General features: G+C 57.7%; 19 protein-coding genes and 1 tRNA gene. 7 read left to right on the forward strand and 13 right to left on the reverse strand.

The window, feature by feature from the left end; translation table 11 throughout:
* Positions 1 to 43: 43 nt before the first annotated feature.
* The 3 genes from KHU29_RS05820 to waaC all read left to right on the forward strand — a co-directional run bounded on the left by KHU29_RS05820 (position 44) and on the right by waaC (position 2,948).
* Positions 44 to 364: an H-NS histone family protein gene (locus KHU29_RS05820; protein ID WP_211451745.1), complete on the forward strand. Its 321-nt coding sequence runs from the start codon at positions 44 to 46 to the stop codon at positions 362 to 364.
* Positions 365 to 560: 196 nt separating this feature from the next.
* Positions 561 to 1,949: a phosphomannomutase/phosphoglucomutase gene (locus tag KHU29_RS05825; protein ID WP_211451747.1), complete on the forward strand. Its 1,389-nt coding sequence runs from the start codon at positions 561 to 563 to the stop codon at positions 1,947 to 1,949.
* A 24-nt stretch (positions 1,950 to 1,973) separates the two neighbouring features.
* Positions 1,974 to 2,948, forward strand: a complete 975-nt coding sequence (gene waaC, locus KHU29_RS05830; RefSeq protein ID WP_211451749.1) for a lipopolysaccharide heptosyltransferase I — start codon at positions 1,974 to 1,976, stop codon at positions 2,946 to 2,948.
* A 164-nt stretch (positions 2,949 to 3,112) separates the two neighbouring features.
* Here the strand turns inward: waaC and KHU29_RS05835 are convergent.
* The 7 genes from KHU29_RS05835 to fdnG form a co-directional block, all read right to left on the reverse strand.
* Positions 3,113 to 3,208, reverse strand: a tRNA-Sec gene (locus KHU29_RS05835).
* Between the two features lie 89 nt (positions 3,209 to 3,297).
* Positions 3,298 to 5,238, reverse strand: a complete 1,941-nt coding sequence (selB, locus tag KHU29_RS05840) for a selenocysteine-specific translation elongation factor (protein WP_211451751.1) — start codon at positions 5,236 to 5,238, stop codon at positions 3,298 to 3,300.
* Entirely contained in the window at positions 5,235 to 6,692 is a 1,458-nt protein-coding gene (gene selA / locus KHU29_RS05845) for an L-seryl-tRNA(Sec) selenium transferase (protein ID WP_211451753.1), read from the reverse strand. Before selA ends, selB begins: the two co-directional genes overlap by 4 nt.
* Complete coding sequence (fdhE, locus tag KHU29_RS05850; protein ID WP_211451755.1) at positions 6,693 to 7,628, reverse strand: formate dehydrogenase accessory protein FdhE; 936 nt, start codon at positions 7,626 to 7,628, stop codon at positions 6,693 to 6,695.
* Positions 7,629 to 7,638: 10 nt separating this feature from the next.
* On the reverse strand, positions 7,639 to 8,280 hold the full coding sequence (locus KHU29_RS05855; protein ID WP_211451757.1) for a formate dehydrogenase subunit gamma: 642 nt from the start codon (positions 8,278 to 8,280) through the stop codon (positions 7,639 to 7,641).
* The gene (fdxH, locus tag KHU29_RS05860) at positions 8,277 to 9,260 is read right to left on the reverse strand and encodes a formate dehydrogenase subunit beta (protein ID WP_211451759.1); all 984 of its coding nucleotides are present in this window, start codon (positions 9,258 to 9,260) and stop codon (positions 8,277 to 8,279) included. Before fdxH ends, KHU29_RS05855 begins: the two co-directional genes overlap by 4 nt.
* Before the next feature lie 8 nt (positions 9,261 to 9,268).
* Positions 9,269 to 12,337, reverse strand: coding sequence for a formate dehydrogenase-N subunit alpha (gene fdnG, locus KHU29_RS05865; RefSeq protein ID WP_211451761.1), 3,069 nt, complete (start codon positions 12,335 to 12,337; stop codon positions 9,269 to 9,271).
* A gap of 189 nt (positions 12,338 to 12,526) precedes the next feature.
* On the opposite strand from fdnG, the gene kdoO reads away from it, so the two are divergent.
* The 3 genes from kdoO to KHU29_RS05880 are packed head-to-tail and all read left to right on the forward strand — an operon-like array spanning position 12,527 to position 15,546.
* Positions 12,527 to 13,408, forward strand: a complete 882-nt coding sequence (kdoO, locus tag KHU29_RS05870) for a Kdo hydroxylase KdoO (RefSeq protein WP_211451763.1) — start codon at positions 12,527 to 12,529, stop codon at positions 13,406 to 13,408.
* The gene (gene waaA / locus KHU29_RS05875) at positions 13,405 to 14,727 is read left to right on the forward strand and encodes a lipid IV(A) 3-deoxy-D-manno-octulosonic acid transferase (protein ID WP_246541550.1); all 1,323 of its coding nucleotides are present in this window, start codon (positions 13,405 to 13,407) and stop codon (positions 14,725 to 14,727) included. The genes kdoO and waaA overlap by 4 nt, the downstream gene beginning before the upstream one ends.
* Positions 14,728 to 14,736: 9 nt before the next feature.
* Positions 14,737 to 15,546: a YdcF family protein gene (locus KHU29_RS05880; protein ID WP_211451766.1), complete on the forward strand. Its 810-nt coding sequence runs from the start codon at positions 14,737 to 14,739 to the stop codon at positions 15,544 to 15,546.
* Between the two features lie 256 nt (positions 15,547 to 15,802).
* Here the strand turns inward: KHU29_RS05880 and KHU29_RS05885 are convergent, their stop codons facing one another.
* Genes KHU29_RS05885 through KHU29_RS05895 form a run of 3 tightly spaced genes read right to left on the reverse strand, consistent with a single transcriptional unit; the run spans position 15,803 to position 21,631 of the window.
* Positions 15,803 to 17,260, reverse strand: a complete 1,458-nt coding sequence (locus tag KHU29_RS05885) for an efflux transporter outer membrane subunit (RefSeq protein ID WP_425514449.1) — start codon at positions 17,258 to 17,260, stop codon at positions 15,803 to 15,805.
* Positions 17,253 to 20,405, reverse strand: a complete 3,153-nt coding sequence (locus KHU29_RS05890; protein WP_211451767.1) for an efflux RND transporter permease subunit — start codon at positions 20,403 to 20,405, stop codon at positions 17,253 to 17,255. The genes KHU29_RS05885 and KHU29_RS05890 overlap by 8 nt, the downstream gene beginning before the upstream one ends.
* 11 nt (positions 20,406 to 20,416) lie before the next feature.
* Positions 20,417 to 21,631, reverse strand: a complete 1,215-nt coding sequence (locus KHU29_RS05895) for an efflux RND transporter periplasmic adaptor subunit (protein WP_211451768.1) — start codon at positions 21,629 to 21,631, stop codon at positions 20,417 to 20,419.
* A gap of 275 nt (positions 21,632 to 21,906) precedes the next feature.
* On the opposite strand from KHU29_RS05895, the gene KHU29_RS05900 reads away from it, so the two are divergent.
* Complete coding sequence (locus KHU29_RS05900) at positions 21,907 to 22,551, forward strand: TetR family transcriptional regulator (protein ID WP_211451769.1); 645 nt, start codon at positions 21,907 to 21,909, stop codon at positions 22,549 to 22,551.
* A gap of 195 nt (positions 22,552 to 22,746) precedes the next feature.
* Here the strand turns inward: KHU29_RS05900 and KHU29_RS05905 are convergent, their stop codons facing one another.
* The 3 genes from KHU29_RS05905 to KHU29_RS05915 all read right to left on the reverse strand — a co-directional run bounded on the left by KHU29_RS05905 (position 22,747) and on the right by KHU29_RS05915 (position 25,101).
* A complete protein-coding gene (locus KHU29_RS05905) occupies positions 22,747 to 24,048 on the reverse strand; it encodes a TolC family outer membrane protein (protein ID WP_211451770.1) in 1,302 nt (433 codons plus the stop codon).
* 61 nt (positions 24,049 to 24,109) lie between these two features.
* Positions 24,110 to 24,433: a rhodanese-like domain-containing protein gene (locus tag KHU29_RS05910; protein WP_211451771.1), complete on the reverse strand. Its 324-nt coding sequence runs from the start codon at positions 24,431 to 24,433 to the stop codon at positions 24,110 to 24,112.
* Between the two features lie 8 nt (positions 24,434 to 24,441).
* Positions 24,442 to 25,101: a protein-L-isoaspartate O-methyltransferase family protein gene (locus KHU29_RS05915; protein WP_211451772.1), complete on the reverse strand. Its 660-nt coding sequence runs from the start codon at positions 25,099 to 25,101 to the stop codon at positions 24,442 to 24,444.
* Positions 25,102 to 25,103 lie beyond the last annotated feature (2 nt).

Consider the following 25,103-nt stretch of genomic DNA (forward strand, 5'->3'; position numbering starts at 1 on the left):
GACGTAACAATATTTTGATTGAATTTCATTTATCGGGGGTAGCATGGATTTGTCAGGATTAACAGTAGCTGAATTACGCGCATTGCAGGATCAAGTCAAGCAAGCGTTGAAAGATCGCGAACATCAGGAGCAGGTCAAGGCGCGCGAACAGATTTTAGCTATTGCGCAAAGCGCTGGAATCTCTCTGCAGGATTTACTAGGCGCCCAGTCGCGTGGCAAGAGCACTGCACCCAAGGCAAAGGTAGCGGTCCGTTATCGCCACCCATCGGATGCATTGTTGCAATGGACCGGCCGTGGTCGTCAGCCCAAATGGGTTCAGGACTGGGTCGCCTCCGGTAAGTCGCTAGACGCCATACGCGTATAACAATCATCGTTGTTTCTGTTTTCCGCAAAATAGCGCCGGCCTGATGACCGGCGATTGAATCGAAGATGCGTGCTCGACACCAGGCACCCGTCTTTCGATTCAGTTAAACATTCCATCCTTGCCCGTCGTGGCATGCGAACCTGAATCCGCTGCAGTTTTCTTGCCACGGAACGCCGCATTCTCATTTGATAAAACCATGCTCCCACTCTCCAAATCGATATTCAAGGCCTATGACATCCGCGGTGTCGTCGGCACCACGTTAGACGCCGGCATTGCTCGCCAAATCGGCCAGGCATTCGGCGTCGCCGCGCGCGCTAAAGGCGAACAAACCGTGATTATCGGCCGCGACGGCCGTTTATCCGGACCCGAACTGACCGCTGCCCTGGCAACCGGTTTGCAGGACGCTGGCGTGGATGTGGTGGATCTCGGGATCGTCGTGACGCCTATGGTGTATTTCGCGACCCATATACTTGGAGCGCAATCCGGGATTATGGTCACAGGCAGCCACAATCCACCCGATTACAACGGCTTCAAGATGGTGCTGGCCGGCGAGGCGATATACGGCGACACCATCCAGCAGCTGTATCAGGCTATCGCGAATGGCAGCGTCAAGGCTACCGTGTCGGCGCCGGCCGGCAGCTATCGTCAGCATGACATCAAGGATGCCTATCTGCAGCGGATTGTAAACGATACCAAGCTGGCCCGGCCAATGAAGATCGTGGTCGATTGCGGTAACGGTGTGGCTGGCGCTTTTGCCGGCGAGTTGTATCGCGCACTAGGGTGCGAGGTGCAGGAACTGTTTTGTGAAGTGGACGGCACTTTCCCTAACCACCATCCCGATCCGGCGCACCCGGAAAACCTGCAGGACGTGATTCGTGCCTTGCAAAACTCTGACGCCGAGCTGGGATTGGCATTCGACGGCGACGGCGATCGTCTCGGTGTCGTTACCAAGGATGGCCAGATCATCTATCCCGACCGGCAACTGATGCTGTTTGCCGCCGATGTGCTGACGCGTCATCCAGGCCGTGAGATCTTGTACGATGTCAAATGTACTCGCCACCTGGCGCCATGGATTACCAAGCATGGCGGTAAGCCTCTGATGTGGAAAACCGGTCACTCGCTGGTCAAGGCCAAGATGCGTGAAACCGGCGCGCCGCTGGGCGGTGAAATGAGCGGCCATGTTTTCTTCAAAGACCGCTGGTACGGCTTCGATGACGGACTGTACGCCGGCGTGCGTTTGCTGGAATTGCTGAGCCGTGAAAGCGATCCTTCAGCGGTATTGAATGCATTACCGCAATCCTCCAGCACACCAGAATTGCAATTGAAGCTGGAAGAAGGAGAGAATTTCGCCCTGATCGAGAAATTGCAGCGTGAGGCGAATTTTCCCGGATCTGACGAAACTATCAAGATTGACGGCTTGCGTGTTGAATATGCAGATGGTTTCGGCCTGGCGCGTTCATCCAATACCACTCCGGTTGTCGTGATGCGTTTTGAGGCCGAATCGGAACAGGCACTGGCCCGGATCCAGTCTGAATTCAAGCGCGTGATTCTGGCTGCCAAGCCCGATGCGTCGCTGCCTTTCTAATCAACCTGTCGAAACGGCTGCGATTTGAACATCCTGATCGTCCGCGTCTCCTCTTTGGGCGATGTGGTGCATAACATGCCGATGGTGTCGGATATCCGACACCATTATCCCGATGCGAATATCGACTGGGTCGTGGAAGAGGGCTACGTCGGCCTGGTGCGCATGAATCCAGATGTGCGCCGCATCATCCCGATTGCGCTGCGCCGCTGGCGTAAGAGTCTGTTGTCCGCGGCCACGCGGGCGGAAATTTCGAATTTCAGACAGCAGCTCAACCAGGATGCTTACGATATCGTGTTCGATACGCAAGGCTTGCTGAAAACCAGTGTAGTCATGCGAATGGCGCGGCTTGCTCCCGGTGGTCGACGGGTCGGATTGGCGAATGCGACTGAGGGCTCCGGTTATGAGCCGCTGTCGCGCATATTTCATACCAAGAGTGTCGAGGTGGGCTTGCATACGCACGCTGTATTGCGTGCCCGCGAAGTAGCGGCAAAGGCGCTCGGCTATAGCGTTGATGGTGTTGCAGATTTCAATCTGCATCCTCCTGCCATGACGCCCGCATGGCTGCCGGATGCGCCATATGCAGTTTTTTTCCATGGCACGGCGCGCGCTGCCAAGCAGTGGCCGAATGCTAGTTGGGTGCGGATTGCGGCGTTGCTCGCTGAACGCGGCCTGCCGGTATTGCTGCCCTGGGGGAGCGATGCTGAGAAAAACACTGCAGAGCAGTTGGCGAGCCAAATGAGCAATGCGCGGGTACTCCCCAAGTTGCCATTGATGGAAGCAGTAATGCTGGCCCAGCGTGCTGCATTGGTGATCGGTGTCGATACCGGCCTGACGCACATCGCCGCTGCATTCAACCGTCCGACCATCGAGCTGTATTGCGATTCGCCCCGCTGGAAAACCGAGGGCAACTGGTCATCGCAAATTATCAACCTGGGTGAACTTGGCGCGGCTCCTACCGTGGAGCAGGTCGCGCTAGCGGTGAGCACGTTGGCGCCATAAGGCGACCTCTAAAAACTCCGTCATCCCCGCGAACGCGGAGATCCAGTTTACTGATTTAAAATAGATTCCCGCGTTCGCGGGAAGGACGGGGGCGCCGAGCTGGGGTCGCCGAGACGGGGTCGCCAATGACGTAACAGGATTACTCGAGCTGCCCATAAGTCGATTGGCGGAAGGCAGCAGGAGTCGAACCTACCCGGGAGTGACTGGCACCCCCCACCGGGTTTGAAGCCCGGCCGCATCACCGGATACGTGTGCCTTCCTTGGTGCGTTATTGTGCGTTATCGTACGCTATCGTGCGCTACGTGCGCTATCGTGTGCCATCTTATCCTGATTCGCGATTCCCGCGCCATCAGAACCAGTTCAGGTCGCCGCCGCGCAATACGTGCGCATCACGCACGCGACGGGTATAACCTATGCGATCAAAAAATTCCAGAATCTGGATGGCGCGCTTGCGGCCCAGTCCTGTGGCATCGCGCCAGCGTGCGGCGTTTACACCTGCCGCAGCTGCGGAGCCATGCTCTGGCCTTTGTTCGGCCGCCAGGCTCGCCAGCAGCACCGCTAATTCACGCATGCGGCCATGGTGATAAAACAGGTCGCGCTCGATTTGATATACCAGCCCTTGCCGCAGTAATTTACGCAGCAGCTGCCGTACCGGTTCCTCTGGAATCTTGTGCGCTTGCGCCAGTTCGCGCACCCAGGGAGGATCGAATCCAGCTGCGGCCAGCGTTGACAACAGCTGTTGCGCCAGCGCCTGTTCATCTTCTGACAGTGTTACCGTATGTTGCGGCAGATGCAGCCACGGTCCGCTGCGCAGAATCGTCGCATCGCCAGTGAGGGAATCTACGACTGCCAACCACAGCGCGTTGTCCAGTGCCGGCAACGTCATCCGTCGCAGACGTGCGGCATCCACGCCCTGTTCGTCAGGAAAGCGTGCATGAAACTCCGTAAGTGCGGCAACTGCCAGCGTTCTTAGAGACTGCCACTGGGCCGGCAGCATGATAAAAGTATCTTGCGCGTGCGAACCGGTCGCAATGGATTGTGCATCTGCCGGCAATTGCAATGCGGCGGATGGCAATCCACTAAGCTGCATCAGCATGGAGAGGCGCAAGCCGCCAGGCGCAACGGCTTGCAGTAGCGCGCTGATGCCGGCGCCATTCAGCATGTGTTCGATCGCACCCAGCCACGCGTGGCGTTCCGGTGTGCGACGCTTGCGTGCAGGAGCTAGCGGGTCCAGTACGTGACCGCCGCCGATGGTCATGCTTGCCTGCGCATTGCGGACGATAAGCCGGTCACCTGGAATCGTGCAGACAGGTGATTCAAATTGCAGCTGCACTCTGCTGCGACAGCCGGGGGACAGCGTGTTTCCTTCCAGGAGCGTGACACGGGCAACTTGATGCAAGGTGCCCACGTGTACATGCAGGGGCGAGCGGTTGCGTAACAATACTCCCGCATTGGCTGATAGTTGAAGTTCCACATCAATCCGTGTCGACGGTGTCATCGCGCGTGGATCGGCCAGCCAGTCGCCGCGCTTGATGGCATCCTTGTCGATGCCGGTCAGGTTGAGTGCGCAACGCTGTCCGGCGTGGCCACCGGGGGCAGAGCGATTTTGCACATGCAGGCTGCGTACCCGCGCCATGTCGCCGGCTGGCATCAACGCGACGTGATCGCCAACGTGGACCTGGCCGGAGAAAATGGTTCCGGTCGCCACTGTGCCGTGCCCCGCAAGGGTGAACACGCGGTCAATCGCCAGCCTGAATAGCCCGTCGTCGCGACGCGGCTGCATGCGCTGTGCGACCTCGTGTAAATGCTGCTGTAGGGCGGCGGTTCCAACATCTTCCAAGTCATGTGCCGCGACTGGAAAGATCGGCACGTCTGCCAGCATGGTGCTTGCCAACAGCTGTTGAATTTCGCGGGTGACCTCGGCAATACGTGCTTGATCGACGCGGTCGATTTTGGTCAGTGCCACGGCGCCGCTATTGACTCCCAGCCATTGCAGGATTTCCAGATGCTCGCGTGTTTGCGGCATGACGCCATCATCGGCAGCAATCACCAGCAACGCAAAGTCGATGCCGGAAGCGCCCGCCACCATCGTATGCACCAGGTGCTCATGTCCCGGCACGTCGATAAATCCCAATACTTCGCCGTTCGGCAGCGGGGTGTAGGCATAGCCAAGCTCAATCGAAATGCCTCGGACCTGCTCTTCCTTTAGACGATCGGTATTGACGCCTGTCAGCGCCTTGATGAGTGTGGTCTTGCCGTGATCGATATGCCCGGCGGTGCCGACGATCATAGGGACAGATCCTGCAACTGAGTGCGGAACAAGGTTTCATCGCGTTCTTCCAGGCAGCGGCAATCCAGCCACAGCGCGTCGCTGGCGATTCGTCCGATGACTGGGCGTGGCAACTGGCGAAGTGCTTTTTCCAGTCTATCTAGCGCGCGGCCATGGCGCTTGCCGCCATTGGCGACGTTCCCGGCGCGCACCACCAGGCCGTAACTCGGCAGCTGGTCAACTGGCAATGCGCCGCTGCCAATCTGGCTGAACATTGCCTCTGCGGTGACGGTATAGCGGGTTCCCAGCGCGGTCTGCAATACGCCCAGCAGGCGTTCGGCCTGGGCATGTATCTGCAGCTGGTTACGGGTGAGCAGGCGCAAGGTTGTGAGGCGTTCCGCCAGAAATTCCGGCGCCAGATAAAGTCTTAACACCGGCTCCAGCGCGGCCAAGGTGAGTTTGCCGACGCGCAGTGCGCGCTTCAGCGGATTTTTCTTGATGCGCTGTATCAGGTCCGCACGGCCGACGATAAGTCCCGCCTGCGGCCCGCCCAGCAGCTTGTCGCCGCTGAACGTCACCAGATCAGCGCCTTGCCGTATGGTCTCCCGTACCGTGGTCTCCCCGGGCAAGCCCCACTGCGTCAGGTCGACCAGCGTGCCGCTGCCAAGATCAACCGTAACAGGCAGTCCCTGTGGCCGCGCCAGCTCTGCCAGCGTGGAGACGTCGACGCTACGCGTGAAGCCGCTGATGGCGTAATTACTGCAATGAACCTTCATCAGCATCGCGCTGCGCGGCGTGATGGCGTTGGCGTAATCCGACGGATGGGTACGGTTGGTGGTGCCGATTTCCACCAGTTTTGCTCCGGCGCGCTGCATGATGTCGGGGATGCGGAATGCGCCGCCGATTTCAACCAGTTCGCCGCGCGAGACGATGACTTCTTTCCGCTGCGCCAGTGAATTAAGCATCAGCAGCACGGCGGCGGCGTTGTTGTTGACAACGGTAGCTGCCTCGGCGCCGGTGAGTTCGCACAATACGTCTTCAACTAGGCTGTCACGGTCGCCGCGGCCGCCGGTTTCGAGATCGAATTCAAGATTGCCGGGAGATGTCAGCGCACTGATGACCGCTTGCACCGCTTCATCCGGCAGCAGTGCGCGGCCAAGATTGGTATGCAGAACGGTGCCGGTAAGATTGAACAATGCGCGCAGGTGCAGTCGGCTGGCGGCCGCAAGCTGCTTTCCGAGAATATCTATTAGCTGCGAATCATCCACATCTGCCTGCACCAGTTTGCCGGCAAGAGCATCGACCCTCAGCTTATCCAGATGTTTTCGCACCGCTGCGGTTAGCTGAGTGCGTCCGTATTGCGCCAGCAACGGCTGGGTTTCCGTCAGATTCAGAACACGGTCGACGGCGGGAATGTCACTGGCAGAGGCGATCGGGGTAGTGGTTGCCTCAGCTTGCGTGATTGCACCAGCCATTCAATTCTCCGTGGATTGCCAGAGCAAGGGATTGCCATGGCGGCGTGCGTAAACGGTTTCTCCCATCAGCAGATCCAAGGCTACGCTGGCAAGGTCGTCTGCCAGCGGTTCGAGGTAAGGATCTTTTTCCTGGTAGAAGATTTTCAGCCAGCTGTGGCATTCATCGCAGGTCTCGGCCTTGATGGCCGCTGAACCATCCTCTATGGCCTGATAGGCGATGCCTTTAGTGGAGTCGCAATAGCTGCATTTGATACGTACCATATGCCACTCGGCCGCGCACATGCTGCATTGCAGGTAGCGATGCCCCTGCGATTGTCCATCCATGCGTACCACGCTGGCAACCGGCAGCGAGCCGCAGCATGGGCACAGGCCTGGCGTATCCAGCAGCGGTACGTCGCGTTCGCTAAAGCGGGTCACAAGATCGCAGCAGACCACTTGCAAGGCCGCAGCGTAAAACGGGGCGCTGGCAGGATCGACAATCTCATGATTGTTGCGCAGGATCGCTTCGGCCTGGCTGTCACGTTCGTTAGCGCCGGTTTGTTGAAGGCGCGTTACCAGTTGTGTTACGGCTGCCGGGATATTGGCGGCTTCTGCGACGTGTTCGAGTAATTGATTCAAGACAGCTTGCCAATGCGGGCTGCGCACTTGATCTGTAGCCAGAATCAATGGCATCAAATGCGCGTGTGCCAGGTTGATGCGGGCCTGGTCCTGGGCATGATTGTCCGGCTCGCCGGCCAATTTGTTCAATGCTTGCTGTTGCGCCTCCGCCAATACCGCCATCAGGCTCAGGTAGCCACCGATGGCATTTCCCGTTGCGAGTTGTTTCAGGCGTTGCGCGCGATTGCTGAATACGCTGGCGCGCTCCGGCATGCGAATGCGTGGAATGGCATTGTGATCAAGTGCTTCGATTTCACCCGGTTCGAGGATACGTTGCAAGTTGATTCCTTCATTCGTCTGTCATTTTCCGGTACCAGGCCGGATGATGCTTGCGCGCCCAGGCGCGGCTGACCGTGCCGCGTGTCATGGCGCCTACCGTTCCCTTGATCCAGATGGCAGCATAAATATGCACGACGATGCCAACAATAAGCACGAAACCGCAAAAGGCATGCAGCACAACCGCAACCCGGATCACAAATATCGGGAACATCCAGGAAAACCAGGCGCGCCAGATGACAATGCCGGACAGCAGCAATCCTATCATACAGGCGATCATGGTCCAGAACAGCAACTTCTGGCCAGCGTTGTAGCGGCCCACCGGCGGAAGGTTTTCTTCGCGATTGCTGACCACGTCGCGGATATCTTTTAACCAGTCGACATCATTCTTTTCGATCAGATTGTAACGCCAGAAACCGACCGCTAATATCGCAAAACTGACAAACATCACCAACCCGATGAACGGATGCAAGATGCGCGTCCAGGTACCGCCGCCCAATACAAAGGTGAGCCAGAACATCGCTGGATGGAACAACGCCAGTCCGGATAGCGCCAGCACCACAAACGTGATGGCAACCAGCCAGTGGTTGATACGCTCCTTGGCGTTGTAACGTACGATGCTGTCTTTTTCCACGTCTCGTTCGGCGTTGTTCATGGCGGCAGATCCTGCGCGTTGATGTTGGGATCGTGGGGATCATTCGTGTTGACATCCGGTGCAGTGAGTAGTGCGGAACGCTTCGCCGTTCTGGATTCCTCCGCCTCTGCCGCCTCGTCATCCTCCGAGACCTCACTCGGTCCGATCTTGATATAGTGGAAAAATCCCGCCAGCGCCGTCAACGCGATGCCTGCCAGCGCCAGCGGCTTGGCGGCGCCTTTCCACAAACCGACCAACGGGCTGATGTGCGGGTTGTCTGGCAGGCCATGATAGAGCGAAGGCTTATCCGCATGATGCAATACGTACATGACATGCGTGCCGCCGACACCCGGCGGGTCGTACAGGCCAGCCTGTCCGAAGCCGCGCTCCTTGAGATCGACTATGCGCTCTTCCGCGTGCGCCTTCATATCCTCTTTGGTGCCAAATACAATCGCGCCGGTAGGGCAAGTCTTGACGCAGGCCGGTTCCTGGCCCACGGCGACCCGATCTGAGCAGAGCGTGCACTTATAGGCTTTGTTGTCCTTCTTTGAAATGCGCGGCACGTCGAACGGGCAACCGGTGACGCAATAGCCGCAGCCGATGCAGTTTTCTTCGTGAAAATCGACAATCCCGTTGTTGTATTGGACGATTGCGCCGGGGGATGGACAAGCCTTGAGACATCCCGGATCTTCGCAGTGCATGCAGCCATCCTTGCGGATCAGCCATTCGAGATTACCGTCCGGATTTTCGTATTCCGAGAATCGCATGACGGTCCATGAATGTTCCGTCATGTCAGGCGGATTATCCAGCACGCCGACGTTGACGCCGACCTCGTCGCGCAGATCGTTCCATTCCATGCAAGCGGTCTGGCAGGCTTTGCAGCCTATGCATTTGGTGACATCGATCAGCTTGGCGACAGTGCCGGTCACCGGCTCACGTACACCGGGCGGCGGCGTCGTGGTGGCGGAAACGCGTTTGACATCGAGTGATTGCAGGGCCATGGTTTCTCCTATGCCTTCTCAACCTTGACCAGGAACGACTTGAATTCCGGCGTCTGCGAATTGCCGTCGCCCACGCCAGGTGTCAGCGTGTTGGCCAGGTAGCCAGGTTTGGTCAAACCCTTGAAACCCCAATGGATCGGGATCCCGACGTGATGCACCGGTTTGCCTTCAATCGTCATCTTCTTGATGCGTTTGGTCACCACAGCTACCGCAACGATATGACCGCGCTTGGAACTGACCTTGACGCGCTCACCGGCGACCACGCCGACTTCCTTCGCCAGCTCTTCGCCAATCTCGACAAACTGTTCGGGTTGGAGAATGGCGTTGAGACGCGCATGTTTAGTCCAGTAATGGAAATGTTCGGTGAGCCGATAGGTGGTGCCGACATGGGGGAATGCATCGGCCTTGCCGAACATGGCGCGGTCGTCGGGGAATACCCGCGCGCCCGGATTGCTGGTTGCCGCCGGATTTTTTGGAAACAACGGGTTATAGCCGACCGGCGTTTCGAACGGTTCGTAATGCACCGGGAACGGTCCTTCGGCCATGCCTGCCCTGGCAAAGAAACGCGCCACCCCTTCCGGATTCATGATGAACGGTCCCATGCCGCCGGCAGGCGCTTCGTCCACCTTGAAATCGGGTACATCGACGCCGCCCCATTTCTGGCCGTTCCAGCCGATCACCTTGCGTTTTGGATCGAACGGTTTGCCGTTGAGATCGCATGATGCGCGGTTATACAGGATGCGCCGGTTGGCCGGCCATGCCCATGCCCAGTTCAGGGTTTGCCCGATGCCGGTCGGATCGGAATTGTCGCGCCGCGCCATCTGGTTGCCGGCTTCGGTCCAGCTGCCGGCGAAAATCCAGCAGCCGCTGGCCGTGCTGCCGTCATCGCGCAGTTCGGCAAAGCCAGCCACTTGCTCGTTTTTCTTGCGGATGATCTTGGTAGCATCCTTGGGATCCGCCAGGTCGCTGAGCGCGCGGCCGTTGTATTCCTTGGCCAGTTCTTCCGCGGTCGGGCTTTCCGGATTAGCGTACGGCCATGACAGGTTGAGGATCGGATCCGGATATTTGCCGCCGTCCGCGGCGTACATCTTGCGAATCTTCAGGAACAGCGTCGACATGATTTCCAGATCGCTGCGCGCCTCGCCCGGAGGCGGTGCGCCTTTCCAGTGCCATTGCAGCCAGCGGCCGGAATTCACCAGCGAACCATCCTCTTCGGCAAAGCAGGTGGTCGGCAGGCGGAATACTTCAGTTTGTATCTTGCTCGGATCGACGTCATTGAACACGCCATGGTTCTGCCAGAACTCTGAGGTCTCGGTGGCCAGCGGATCCATGATGACCAGGAACTTCAGATTGGCCAGGCTGGCGCCGATTTTTCCCTTGTCCGGCGCCGCCGCCAGCGGATTGAAACCCTGGGCGATATAGCCGTTGACCTTGCCTTGTTTCATCAGCTCGAACACTTGTAGCATGTCGTACGGCTTGTCCAGCTTGGGCAGATAGTCATAGCCCCAGTTGTTGTCTGCCGTGGCGGCATCGCCCCACCATGATTTCATCAGGCTGACATGGAACTTGCCGTAGTTCTGCCAATAACTCAGCTGATTGGGGCGCAATGGCTTGCTGGCGCGCGCGGCGATATATTTGCCGTAGTCTTGCTCGGATTCCGACGGCAGCGTCATATAACCTGGCAGCAGATTGGTCATCAGCCCCAGATCGGTCAGCCCCTGAATGTTCGAGTGGCCGCGCAGGGCATTCATGCCGCCGCCGGCAATCCCGATATTACCTAGCAGCAGTTGCACCATTGCGCCTGTGCGGATGATTTGCGAGCCGATCGAATGCTGGGTCCAGCCGAGTGCGTACAAGATGGTGCCGGCACGCGTCGGCGATGCGGTGGATGCCAGCATCTCGCACACTTTCAGGAATTTCTCCTTGGGCGTGCCGCACACGCTCTCCACCATCTCCGGCGTATAGCGATCGTAGTGCTGTTTCATCAGGTTGAATACGCAGCGCGGATGGGCCAGGGTTGGATCGGTTTTTACAAAACCGTCGTCGCCGAGTTCGTAGTCCCAGGTGGTCTTGCTGTAGTTGTGCTTTTCCGCGTTGTAGCCTGAGAAAATCCCGTCGTCGAAAGTGAAATCTTCCCGCACGATAAAGGTGAAGTCAGTGTAATTCTTGACGTACTCGTGTTGGATCTTATCCTTCTCCAGCAGGTAGCGGATGACACCGCCGAGGAAAATGATATCCGTGCCGGTACGGATCGGCGCGTAGAAATCCGCCACCGAGGCCGAGCGCGTAAAGCGCGGATCTACCACGATCAGTTTCGCCTTGTTATGCGCCTTGGCTTCTGTCACCCATTTGAAGCCGCACGGGTGCGCCTCGGCTGCATTGCCGCCCATGATGAGAATAACGTCCGCATTCTTGATGTCGACCCAATGATTCGTCATCGCTCCACGGCCAAACGTCGGGGCAAGACCTGCCACCGTCGGACCGTGTCAGACACGCGCCTGGTTATCGAATCCCAGAATGCCAAGACTGCGTATGGTTTTATGCGTCAGGTAGCCGACTTCATTGCTGCTGGCCGATGCCGCCAGCATGCCGGTGGTCAGCCAGCGGTTGACGGTTAAGCCCTCCGGCGTCTTTTCGACGAAATTCGCATCCCGGTCCTGCTTCATCAAGGTGGCGATGCGGCTCAGCGCATCGTCCCAAGACATGCGTTTCCATTCCTTGGAACCCGGTGCGCGATATTCGGGGAACTGGAGACGGCTCGGACTGTGTACGAAATCGAGCAAAGCCGCGCCTTTGGGACAGAGCGTGCCGCGATTGACCGGGTGATCCGGATCGCCCTCGATGTGAATGATGCTGGCTTTGGCATTCTTGGCGCCATCGCCGAGGCTGTACATCAGGACTCCGCAACTGACGGAGCAGTAGGGGCAGGTGTTGCGGGTTTCGACGGTGCGCGTCAATTTATAGCTACGTACTTCCGCCAGCGCGGGCGCCGGCGAAAATCCCATCAGCGCCAGACTCGAACCTGCCAGGGTAGCGCCAGTCGTTTTAAGAAACTGGCGCCGCGACATTTGAACCATGGGGATACCTCCCTGTATGTATTCATGCCAAACCACTTGAGGAACCTGCTGGTTTTCATTATAGATTGGATTCTTGTTTGTCAACAGAACCAAATCAGACTGCCTTGTTTGTTTTCTAATTGGCAACTATTTGCCAGGCGAATCTATCGCGCTGTTCCCGCCATCATCGCAACGCGGCATAATACGGCCATGGAACAACAAATTCTCGAAATCGATATTGCCGACTGGCAGATCAGCACCCCGAATTCGGCGTGGATTTCTGCGCTTGAAGCGGGAAAAGTCCTGTATTTTCCGCATCTCAGCTTTACGTTTACGGCCGACGAACGGCGCTTCCTGACGCCGGCGGTGCGCGATCCCAAGAGTCGCAATATCAGCCTGGATGCCAATGGCAAGCTGAAAGGCGCGCTGGGCGACGCGGCTGATCAGGCGGCACTGGCCAACATGATCGGGCGCTTTCGGGCGCAAGCGCAGCAACTGATTTATTCCTTGCTGCCCGCTTATGCAGACACGCGCAGCGAACTGCGCATGGCGCCGACCAGTTATCGGCCGATGCAGGTGGAAAGCCGCGCCCAATCCTGGCGTGCCGATGATCGCCGCCTGCACGTTGATGCATTCCCGTCGCGTCCCAATTACGGCGAACGCATCTTGCGCGTATTTGCCAATGTGAATCCGGACGGCGTGCCGCGCGTATGGCGGGTTGGCGAACCGTTCGAAGATGTGGCGCAACGGTTCTTGCCTAGGGTGAAAGCATACTCGCGCTGGCAGGCGCAGGCATTGAACGCCTTGCATGTCACCAAGTCCTTGCGCAGCGAATACGATCATCTGATGCTGCAATTGCATGACGCCATGAAATCAGATCCGGCATATCAAAAAGATGGTCCGCAGGTGACGCAGCCATTTGCCGCCGGATCGGTTTGGGTTTGTTTTTCCGACCAGACACCGCATGCCGTCATGTCGGGCCAGTACATGATGGAGCAAACCTTGCATCTGCCGGCAGCCAGGCAATACGATCCGGGCGCCAGTCCGCTGGCAATTTTGCGTCGCCTGACCGGCCGTGCGCTGACCGAATGAACGCTGCATCGGGTTTTGATGCAGGGCGCGCCTGGCGCATCCGCTTGTTGTATTCCGCAGTATGGTGGCTGGCGATGCCTTTCGTATTGCTGCGCTTGTGGCGCCGCGGCGGCAAGGAGCCTGGTTACCGCCAGCATGTACCGGAGCGCATCGGCTTTTATCCGCCGCTGGCGCCGTCGCTGGCATCGCGCAAATTCTTGTGGGTGCATGCGGTCTCGGTTGGTGAAACGCGCGCTGCCGAGCCGTTGATTGCAGCCATGCTGGATGCCTACCCAGAGCACGCTATTTTGTTGACGCATATGACGGCGACCGGGCGCGCTACCGGACAGGCTTTGTTTGGCAAATCGCCGCGGGTGCTGCAATGTTTTCTCCCCTACGATACCGGCTGGATGGTGGGACGCTTCCTGCGCCATTTCTCACCTGGTCTGTGCGTGCTGATGGAAACCGAAGTGTGGCCGAACCTGATCGTCCAGTGCGGGCGTTACAAGGTGCCGGTGGCGCTGGTGAATGCACGTTTGTCGGCGCGCTCCCTGCGTCGCGGCAAGCGCTTCTCCACATTGATGACCGAGGCTGCCAGCGGCATGTCCTGCGTTGGCGCACAAACCGAAGCAGACGCGGGACGTTTGCAGCAACTCGGCGGCAACAACGTGCACGTGACCGGCAACCTCAAGTTTGACGTTACGCCTTCTCCTGCCTTATTGGCAGTCGGCGCTGCGATGCGGGAGCAGATCGGCAGTCGCCCGGTGCTGCTGTGTGCCAGCACGCGCGATGGCGAAGAAGAGTTGATTCTCGATGCTTTGTCCAGGCGCGGCCGGGATCCTGCCTTTGCAGATTTGTTGACCATCATTGTGCCACGCCATCCGCAGCGGTTCGATGAAGTGGCCGACATGGCGGCAGCAAAGGGATTGCCGCCGTTGCGCCGCACCCGCCTGGCGGATGAGCCGGTACCGCCGCAAGTAAAGGTGCTGATCGGCGATTCGATGGGTGAAATGTTCGCCTATTACGCAATGTGCGATGTGGCGTTCATCGGCGGCAGTCTGCTGCCGATGGGCGGGCAAAACCTGATCGAGGCGTTTGCGGTTGGCAAGCCGGTATTGATCGGACCGCATACGTTCAATTTTTCAGATATTACCGAACAGGCGATTGCCGCCGGCGCTGCGCAACGAGTGAGCGACGTCGACACCATGCTGGATATGGCACAGCAGCTATTGCAGGCGGATCAGCAACGCCAGGTGATGAGCGAGCAAGCCACCCAATTTGCGCAACAGCATCGTGGCGCTACCGCGCGGACCATGGCCCTGCTGGCGCCGTTTATTTAATTTTTTACCATGCACGCAACTTTCATTATCACCAAGGTGGTGAGCGCCTTATTACTTTTGCCGGCTAATCTTATCTTGTTGTGCATCGCCGGCATGCTGCTGCGGCGTGCTTATCCAAGTACCGGCATGGTCGTCAGCCTGACGTCATTGTTGCTGTTGGCCGTGTTAAGCACCAAGGCAGGTGCTTTGTTGCTGGTGGCGCCACTGGAGCAGCGTGTGTTACCGCTGGCGGTAGATGTGGCCGGTGCGACTAACGGCGCGCAGGCGATTGTCATATTGGGTATGGGCAAATTGGCAAATGCGCCAGAATATGACGGCGAAGATGTTGCAAGTTATTTGACCCTGGCGCGTTTGCGTTATGGCGCCAAGATGCATCGCCAGACCGGGCTGCCCATATTGGTTTCAGGCGGCATGCCTGACGGTTCGAAAATGTCGGAGGCGGCAGTGATGGCTCGCAGCTTACGCGAGGATTTTTCTACGCCGGTAAAATGGATCGAAGGAGCTTCCGACGATACTGAGCAAAATGCAAAATTCTCAGCCGCGATTCTGGCGCAGGCGGGCGTGAAGAAAATCATACTGGTGACCGATGCCTTGCATATGCCGCGATCTCAGATGATGTTTGCCCGGACTGGATTGGAAGTGGTGATCGCGCCGACCGTTTTTTTTAGCCGGGACCGGCTTACCTTGTTAAGTTTTTTGCCGTCGGGCGAGGGCATGCGTCGTAGCGGGTACGCTTTGCATGAGTGGCTGGGAGTATTCTGGTACAAGGCTCGCCATGGTGATTCTCAACAAGCTGGCACTGTGTCGGTTACGAGGTGATTTGAAGCTAGTGAGGAAATAAAAACGCCGCACAAGTGCGCAATGCCGTTCAGTTAAGTGATATGACGTGGCCAGCCGCCACGGCGGCTCCGTCATCCCCGCGAACGCGGGGATCCAAATTACCGAGTGAAACAATGAAAATGGATTCCCGCGTTCGCGGGAACGACGCATGAGGGAGATATCTCTGGCGTCTTAACTGAACGGCATTACCGCACAAGTGCGGCGTTTTTATTGCTCAGATTGACGCGATAAGGAATTACGATTTAGCTGTCACCGTATTTTCATTCAACCCGCCACCCAACGAACGATACAGATCAATCGCGTTATTCAAACGCAATTGCCGCGTCTGGATCAGCGCCTGCTGTGCAGAGAACAGATCACGCTCCGCGTTGAGGCGATCGGTGGAACTGGCGATGCCATTCTTGTAACGCAGATCGGTCAGCTTTACCCGTTGTTCCTGCGCTTTGACGAAAGCATCCTGCGCTGCCAGCTGATCTTCCAGCGTGCCACGGGCAACCAGCGCATCGGAAACTTCCCTGAATGCGCTCTGTATGGTTTTCTCGTAGTTGGCGATCGCCAGATTCTTGCGGATCTCGCTCAGCGACAGATTGGCGCGGTTGCGTCCACCCTCGAAAATCGGCAAGGTCAACTGCGGCACGAACGACCAGGTACGGCTACCTGCCGAGAACAGGTTGCCGAGCGATGTGCTGGAATTGCCGATTCCGGCCGTCAGCGAAATAGTCGGGAAGAAGGCTGCACGCGCCGCACCGATGTTGGCATTGGCGGAGCGCAGTTGCTGTTCTGCTTCACGGATGTCAGGACGGCGGTTCAGCAGATCGGAAGGCAGGCCGGCCGGAATGTCAGTGACGATTTGTTCATCCGACAGCGATTTCGGCGCCGGCAGCTCGCCTAATGGCTTGCCCACCAGCAGTTCCAGTGCGTTGGTGGCCTGGCCGCGCTGGCGCACCAGCGTAGTCAACGACACGCGGGCCGCTTGCACCAATGTTTCGGAATTGCGCAGATCAAGCTCGGACGATGCGCCGACATCAAAGCGCAGCTTGTCCCGCTTGTAGTCGTCTAGCCGGCTATCCAGGGTTTGTTGCGCCAACCGTTGCTGTTCGGCGAACGACTGCTCGGTCAGGTACGCTTGCGCAACCTGCGAAATCAGGCTGATTTGCGCTGCCTGACGTGCTTCCTCGGTCGCCAGGTAGCTGGCCAGCGCGGCATCTTTCAAGCTGCGGACGCGGCCAAAGAAGTCCAGTTCGAACGAGGTCATGTTCAACCCCACCGAATAGGCAGTGCCGACAGCAGGCTGGCCTGGAACCAATTGATCGGCAGCAGTACGACCGCGAGTGCGGCTGAAGTTGCCGTTCAAGTGTGGCAGTGCATCAGACGCGGTGATGTCGTACTGGGCACGCGCTTGCTCGATGTTCAGAGCTGCAGTGCGCAGGTCGCGGTTGTTTTCAAGCGCCGACGCGATCAGCGCCTGCAGGCGTTGGTCAGGGAAAAACTGGCGCCAGCCGAGCGCCGCCGCATCCAGTTGCGCCTGGCCGCCGGCAGCAGCCGGATAGCTGCCGGCCACCGGCGCTTCCGGCCGTACGTAGGTCGGCGCCATGGTGCAACCTGAGAGGACCCCTGCCAACAGCAGGGCGCCAGTCAGTTGCTTGGGTAAGTACGCCGTAATTGCCGTCGCCGTAGATGCCATATTAAACATGCTGATTCTCCAAATCTATTTTCTGACCGGCCGCATGCAGCTTGCGTTGGCGTTCGCTGCCTTTGAAGATCTTGCGTACCACCACGAAGAACACCGGCACCAGGAATACCGCCAAGGCTGTCGCTGTGATCATGCCGCCCATCACGCCGGTACCGATTGCGCGTTGGCTGCCTGAGCCGGCGCCGGTCTTGATTGCCAGCGGCAACACGCCCAGGATGAACGCGAACGAGGTCATCAGAATCGGTCGGAACCGCAGATGCACCGCTTCCAGCGTTGCTTCGATCAGACCCTTGCCTTGCGCCTGCAGGTCTTTCGCGAATTCGATAATCAGAATCGCGTTCTTCGCCGACAAACCGACCACGGTAATCATCCCCACCTTGAAGTAGACGTCGTTAGGCATGCCGCGCAAGGTTACGCCCAGCAACGCGCCGAGAATACCCAGCGGCACCACCAGCATCACCGCCAGCGGGATGGAAGTACTTTCGTACAAGGCTGCCAACACCAGGAACACCGCCAGCAGCGACAATGCGTAGAGCAACGGTGCTTGCGCGCCGGAAGTCTTTTCTTCCAGCGACTGGCCGGTCCATTCAAAGCCGAAGCCAGGAGGGAGTTTCGCAGTCAGTGCTTCCATCTCATCCATTGCTTCGCCGGTGCTATGGCCAGGTGCTGCGCCGCCGGAGATTTTCATCGCCGGATAGCCGTTATAACGTGACAGTTGTACCGGGCCTTTGATCCAGCGCGAGGTGGTGAATGACGAGAACGGCACCATGGTTCCTTGGGTGTTCTTGACATACAACCTGGCCAGGTCTTCCGGTTGCAGCCGCTGCGGTGCGTCGGCCTGCACAATCACCCGTTGTTGACGGCCCTGGTTAGGGAAGTCATTCACGTAGGAAGAACCGAGCGCGGTCGACAGCGTGCTGTTGATGGCGCTAAACGATACGCCCAGCGCATCGGCCTTGTCGCGGTCGATTTCCAGTTGCAACTGCGGTGAATCTTCCAGGCCTTCAGGTCGGACACCAGCCAGGATCTTGCTTTGCGAAGCCATGCCGAGCAATTGGTTACGTGCTGCAGTCAATGCCGCATGTCCTTGCCCCGAACGGTCTTGCAGGCGGAAGGTAAAGCCGGTGGCGTTACCCAGTTCAGGGATCGGCGGCGGGTTCAGCGGATAGACGATGGCGTCCTTGATCTGCGAGAACACACCGAATGCCTTGCCTGCAATCGCGTCGGCGGACTGATCCGGACCACGTTCGCTCCAGTCCTTGAGCGGTGTGAATACCAGACCGGCATTCTGACCGTTACCGGAGAAACTGAAACCGGTAATGGCAACCACGTGGGCGACACCAGGCAATTTCGCGTAATAGTCTTCAATCGTCTTGATCACTTCCAGGGTACGGTTGCTGCTGGCGCCGGCAGGCAATTGGACGTTGGTGATGATGTAGCCCTGATCTTCAGCCGGCAGGAACGATGCTGGCAAGCGTGCATACAGCAAGCCGACGCACACCAGAATCCCGCCATAGATGAACAGGTAGCGCCCGGTCTTGGTCAGCATCTTGGCGACAAAGCCTTGATAACTGTTGGTGGTAGCGTTGAACTTGCGGTTGAACCAGCCGAAGAACCCTGTTTTCTCATGGTGATGTCCTGCTTCCACCGGTTTCAGGATAGTGGCGCACAGCGCCGGCGTCAGCGTAAATGCCATCAATACCGAGAACACCATCGAAGCTACCATCGACAGCGAGAACTGACGATAGATGGCGCCAACCGCACCGCTAAAGAATGCCATCGGGATGAACACCGCGATCAGCACCAGGGTGATACCGATCAGTGCGCCGGTAATCTGGCCCATCGCCTTGCGGGTTGCATCGCGCGGCGACAAGCCTTCTTCGCTCATGATGCGCTCGACGTTTTCCACCACCACGATCGCATCGTCAATCAGGATACCGATCGCCAGCACCATACCGAACATGGTCAGCACGTTGATCGAGAAGCCAAACAGCAGCAAGGTGGCGAAAGTACCCATCAGCGCGACCGGTACGACCAGCGTCGGAATCAAGGTATAGCGGATGTTTTGCAGGAACAGGTACATCACCAGGAACACCAGGATGATTGCCTCTACCAAGGTCTTGACCACTTCTTCGATCGAAATCTTGACGAATTTCGAGGTATCGTAAGGAATGGTGTATGTCACGCCGGCAGGGAAGTACTTAGACAGTTCTGCCATCTTGGCGTGGACTGCGGTAGCAGTGCCCAGCGCGTTGGCGGTTGGCGACAATTGCACGCCGACGAAGGACGTCGGTTTGCCGTCGAGCCGGCCGGCAGTCGCATATGACTGCCCGCCGATTTCGATACGAGCGACGTCGCGCAGACGCACGATCGAACCGTTCGCATTGGCGCGCAACTGGATATTGCCGAACTGTTCGACGGTAGTCAGTTGCCCGGTTGCCACCACGGTTGCAGAAATCTGCTGTGTCCCGGGGCTAGGCAGATCGCCAAGCGTACCGCCGGCGACCAGTGCATTTTGCGCTGTGATTGCCGCCGTCACATCGGCAGGCGTCAGGCTGAGGCCAACCAGTTTGACTGGATCGATCCAGATCCGCATGGCGCGTTCAGTACCGAACAGCTGCGCCTGGCCGACGCCTGGCACGCGTTTGATTTCATTGAGCACGTTGCGTGACAAATAGTCACCCAGCGCGATCGGATCAAGCTTGCCATCGGTCGATGAAAGACCGATAAACATCAGGAAGTTACTACGCGATTTGGTGACTTGCACACCGTTTTTCGTCACCACCGCCGGCAGGCGTGCCTCAACCCGTTTCAAACGGTTTTGCACGTCCACCGCTGCCAGGTCGGCATTGGTTTCCGGTGTAAACGTAACGGTGATAGCTACCGAACCGTCGGCCTGGCTTTGCGACTCGATGTATTGCAAGCCGTCGGCGCCGTTCATTTCCTGTTCGATCAGGCTGGTAACGCTATCGTCAATAGTTTGCGCGGTAGCGCCTGGGTATGATGCGCTAACGACAATCGTTGGCGGTGCAATCGAAGGATACTGCGCCACCGGTAATTGCGTGATCGCCAAAGCACCCCCGAGCAGGATGAAGATGGCGAGCACCCACGCAAATACGGGGCGGTCGATGAAAAACTTGCCCATTAATAGGCTCCTTATTTAGCAGTTGAGGCAGCTGCGGCGGCGCTGGCGCCGGTGCTTGCAGCTGCTGGTGCGGCTGCAGCAGTCGAATTCCATGGCGACGGATTAACCACCGCGCCCGGTTTGACTTTTTGCAAACCATCGACGATCACTTTATCGCCGCTCTTCAAACCATCGGTAACGATCCATTTGTCACCCTGTGCCGTATCGGCTTTTACCGACCGTACTTCCACCTTGTTGCCAGCGCCGACCACAAACACAGAAGAACCGTTGAGGTCGCGCTGGACTGCTTGTTGCGGTACTGTCAGGGCCGCGGTATTCACTGCTTGTTCCAGTTTTGCGCGTACATACATGCCGGGCAACAGGCTGCGGTCGGGATTCGGAAATTCGGCGCGCAGGGTAACAGAACCGGTGGTAGGGTCGACCGTCAAATCGGAAAACAGCAATTTGCCCGATTGCGGATACGGGCGGCCATCTTCGGTTACCAGCGTCACCTTAGCCTGGCCTTGACCGGCGCTTTGCAACTGGCCGCTTTTCATCGCTTGCTGCAATTTGAGAATGTCAGTGCTGGACTGGGTCAGGTTGACGTAGATCGGATCGATTTGCTGTACGACTGCCAGTTGAGTCACTTCACCCTGGCCTACCAGTGCACCCTCGGTAACCAATGCCTTGCCGATGCGGCCGGAAATTGGCGAGGTCACAGTCGCATAACCGAGATTGAGGCTAGCGGTCTGGCGCGCAGCCTTGGCCGATGCAACATCTGCCGCAGCTTGCTTCTGCGCGGCAACGGTGTCGTCGTACTCTTGCTTGCTGACCGCGTTGACTTCCACCAGTGGCTTGTAGCGTTGTGCTTTCAGCGTTGCAGTAGTCAGGTTCGCTTCGGCTCTAGCCAATGTTGCTTGCGCGCTGTCGTAAGCGGCTCGCAATGGCGCCGGATCAATCTGATACAAAACCTGACCAGCTTTCACATCGCTGCCTTCGCGGAAGTCACGCTTGAGCACGATGCCGGCTGCACGTGCGCCGATCTGGGCGATACGGGTGGCTTCCAGCCGGCCAGGCAATTCAGTTGTGAGCGCCAGGCGTTCTGGCGCGATAGTGATGACGGAAACACCGGCTGGCGGAGGCGCGCCTTTGGCGTCAGGCTTTTTGCCGCAGGCGGCGACAGCGGACAAGACCGCGATAGCCAGGGTGATACGCGTGAGACGATTGATGGAGCTAACTGAATTCATAAAATTCTCGCACGGTAATTGAAGAAAGTCTGGGAAAGACTGCAAATCTGACAGGTAACTCTGCTTCTGGAATTGACATAGGATATATAACTAATTGCTTTATTGCACCGGATGCATTGCCAGAAAGCGGGTGGAACAGCCGGAATGCTGCTATTATACATACATGCACGAATGTATGTGCCGTGCATATGTTGCGCTTTGTTGTTGTTTCATTATTTGCTGCGAATGCACAACGAACATGCACAGCACCGTATCAGTTTGGAGGTCGGCTCAAAATGGCTAGAAGTACAAAAGAAGAAGCACTGGAAACCCGTGGCCGCATCCTTGATGCCGCCGCGGAGGTGTTTCACCAGAACGGCGTATCGCGTACCACGCTGGCCGATGTTGCCGCTGCCGCTGACGTAACGCGTGGCGCTATCTATTGGCACTTCAAGAACAAGAGCGATTTATTCGATGCCATGTGCGAGCGGGTGCGCTTGCCGATGGAAGCGATGATTGAAAAGGCCGCCGACGAAAATGCGTACGATCCTTTAAACCAATTTCGCAACAGATGTTTGTTTGCCTTGCAGGAAGCGACGCTGAATTCGCAGTCGCGCAAGGTGTTTGAGATCGTTTTTCACAAGTGCGAACTGGTTGATCCGGAAGATCCTATTTTTATCCGTCAGCACGAATGTTTCTTGCAGGGCCGTACCGATGTAGAGCGTCTGCTGCGATTTGCAGTTGCAAAAGGGCAGTTGCCGCGCGAACTGGACCCGGTCCTGGCTGCGGTCATGGTGCAGGGGCTGCTGGTTGGCATATTGAGCAACTGGACCTTCAGTCCGCACAGCTTCGATCTCGCGGAACATGCTTCGAAAGTGGTCGATAACTGCATCCACATGTTCAAGACTTCGCCGTTCATGCTCAAAAACAACGAAGTTTGATTTAAGGCGAGCTCTGAAAACTCCGTCATTCCCGCGAACGCGGAAATCCATGTTGCAGAACATGGTGATTAAAATGGATTCCCGCGTTCGCGGGAATGACGGGGTCGCCGAGACGGGGTCGCCGAGACGGGGTCGCCGAGACGGGGTCGCCGAGACGGGGTCGCCAATGACGTAACAGGGTTATTCGAGCTGTCCTTAGTATACCGCCGGCACCAGCATGCCATTGATTTGCTGCAGGTCTTCTTCTTTCAATGTCCCCACTGCGGACTTGAGTTTCAGGCTATTCATCAGCGTGTCGTAACGCGCCTTTGCCAAATCCCTGCGGGTGGAATACAGCTGCTGTTGCGCGTTCAGTACGTCGATATTGATGCGCACGCCAACCTGATAACCCAGCCGATTCGAATCCAGCGATGACTGGCTGGAAATCTCGGCAGCCTCCAACGCCTTGATCTGAGCTAAACCGCTGCTGACGCCGACATAGGCCTGGCGCGCATTCAGCGCCGCAGTCCTGCGCGCATTTTCAAGATCGGAGCGCGCCTTGTTTTCTAATGCCACCGCCTGCCGCACACTACTGTTGACAGCGCCGCCGGCATACAACGGAATGGTCCATTGCACGCCGATCGAGTTGGACATTTGCGAGATATTGTAAAAAGGAACAGGGCTGCCGCTGACATCGGAGTGCGAACGGCTGGCCACCAGATCGACCGTAGGCAGATGGCCGGCACGGCTTTTCTTGATTTCATGCTTCGCGGTATCCAGCGCAATTTCCTGGCCGATTACACCGAAATTCTGTTGCTCGGCGCTGCTGACCCAGGTTTCAATCGCAGCCGGTTGCGGTGTGCTCAGCTGGACACCGGGGCGCAAAGTCGCCAGCGGCGCCGGCGGCTTGCCGATAATCTGTTGCAGCACGTTGCGGGCGACTTCCAGATTGTTTTTGGCCGCGATTTCCTGCGCTATCACCAGATCGTAGCTGGCTTGCGCCTCGTTGGTATCGGTAATGGTAGCGGTGCCGACGTCGAAATTGCGTTTGGCGGAAGCCAGCTGCTCGGCAATCGCACTTTCCTGGGCTTGCAGAGATGCCAAAACGTCTTGCGCTGTCAAGATGTCGAAATAAGCCTGGCTGACACGCAATATCAAATCCTGTTCAGCCTGGGCAAAGCGGACTTCACCGGCGGCCACCGATAATTTGCCTTCCTGGTATTGCTGCCAATAGGCCGGACGAAACAACGGCTGGGTAAGCTGCAAGTTGTAATTGTTGGTGATGGTCTTCCAGGATTCTCCGGCGCGGCTGTAATTGCCGCCGAAGCCGACCGTCGGCAACAGGACGGCGCGCCCCTGTACGCCAGCTTCGTTGCTGGCGCTCAGCGCATAGCGCGCGCTGGTATACGTGGGATCATTGGCCAACGCTTGCTGATACGTCTGTACCAGATCGACTGCGTGCGCATTCATGGCCAGCAATGCGCTAGCGGCCAACGAAACCATCAGGGTATTGCGCATTACATTCTCCGGAATAAAACGGCAGGTCGATGCATATATCTAGATAGCGATGTCTCTATGCTTAGTAGGTCGGCATGCCCGGGTCCACCTGCTGCGCCCATGCATGGACGCCGCCGGTCAGGTTGCTGACGGCAGAAAATCCGTGACGCTCGAGAAATGCCGCGACCTGCATGCTGCGCGCACCGTGATGACAGATGCAGACGATCGCCTGATCCTCTTCCAGGTCATTCAGATGCGCGGGCACTGTTTGCATCGGCATCAGGCGCGCCGCATCTATGTGGCAAGTCTCGTATTCCCACGGTTCGCGCACGTCCAGCAACAACGGCGTCGGACGTTGCGGATCGGCGATCCAGGCGGCCAGTTCTGAGGCTGTGAGATGTTGCATATGCTGGCTTAGAACTTGAAATGGGAGTGAACAGCGGCGTCACGCAACGGCTTGACATCGGTTTCAAACAGATGGCGCGTGCTGTAGCTACTGTCCGCAGTACGGGTAATGATTTGTGCCGTCATCACGGGTGCGTCGCCGAGGATCGCCACAATCCGGCCGCCGACATTGAGCTGCTTCAGGAAAGCGTCCGGCAAAGTGGAGAGCGAACCGGAGATCACGATGACGTCGTAGCTCTTGGTTTCGCTTTGGTCCCAACCCTGGGCGCCGCTGCCAAGTGCAACCTCGACATTGGTAATGCCGTACGCAGCCAGGTTCTTTGCCGCCAATGTTTTCAGCTCTGGATCGATTTCAACCGTCGTAACATGGCGAGCCTTGTAGCACAGCAACGCGGCCATGTAACCGGAGCCGGCGCCGATTTCCAGCACTTGCTCATGTTTCTTTACGGCAGCTTCCTGCAGCAGACGTGCTTCAACCTTAGGCGCCAGCATGCTTTCGCCGCCTGGCAACGGGATTTCAGTGTCGGAAAACGCCAGGCTCTTGTAGGCGGCAGGGACGAATTCTTCGCGTCGTACTACCGTCAGCAGCTCCAGGACGTCCAGGTCCAGCACATTCCAAGGGCGAATTTGCTGTTCGATCATGTTGAAGCGGGCTTGTTCGATATTCATGG

The organism is Collimonas antrihumi, from assembly GCF_018304965.1.
Taxonomy (GTDB): domain Bacteria; phylum Pseudomonadota; class Gammaproteobacteria; order Burkholderiales; family Burkholderiaceae_D; genus Collimonas; species Collimonas antrihumi.